Genomic DNA, 250 nt, shown 5'->3' on the forward strand with positions numbered 1-250 from the left:
CAAATTAGTAGCGAAATCTATGAGGCTACTATCCGGTATGTAAACATAATGCGGAAATCTAGTTATGATGTACGTTTAGATTCCTTAAATTATAGCTCGTCAGATATCCCAGAGAAGACAGAAGAGATTGAAGAATTAATAGATAAGTCTTGTACGATATTAATAAAAGGGGTAAATGAATTTTTGGATACAGTTTCACTAGAGTTAAACAATCTTAAAGAGGAAATGTTCGACTAAGGTAGTATGACAT

General features: G+C 32.4%; 1 pseudogene. It reads left to right on the forward strand.

The window, feature by feature from the left end:
- A pseudogene (locus JDS96_RS31325) lies at positions 1–237 on the forward strand (hypothetical protein); the annotation flags it as partial.
- Positions 238–250: the final 13 nt, after the last annotated feature.

It is taken from the genome of Bacillus cereus group sp. N21 (genome assembly GCF_016483395.1).
Classification (GTDB): Bacteria; Bacillota; Bacilli; order Bacillales; family Bacillaceae_G; genus Bacillus_A; species Bacillus_A pseudomycoides.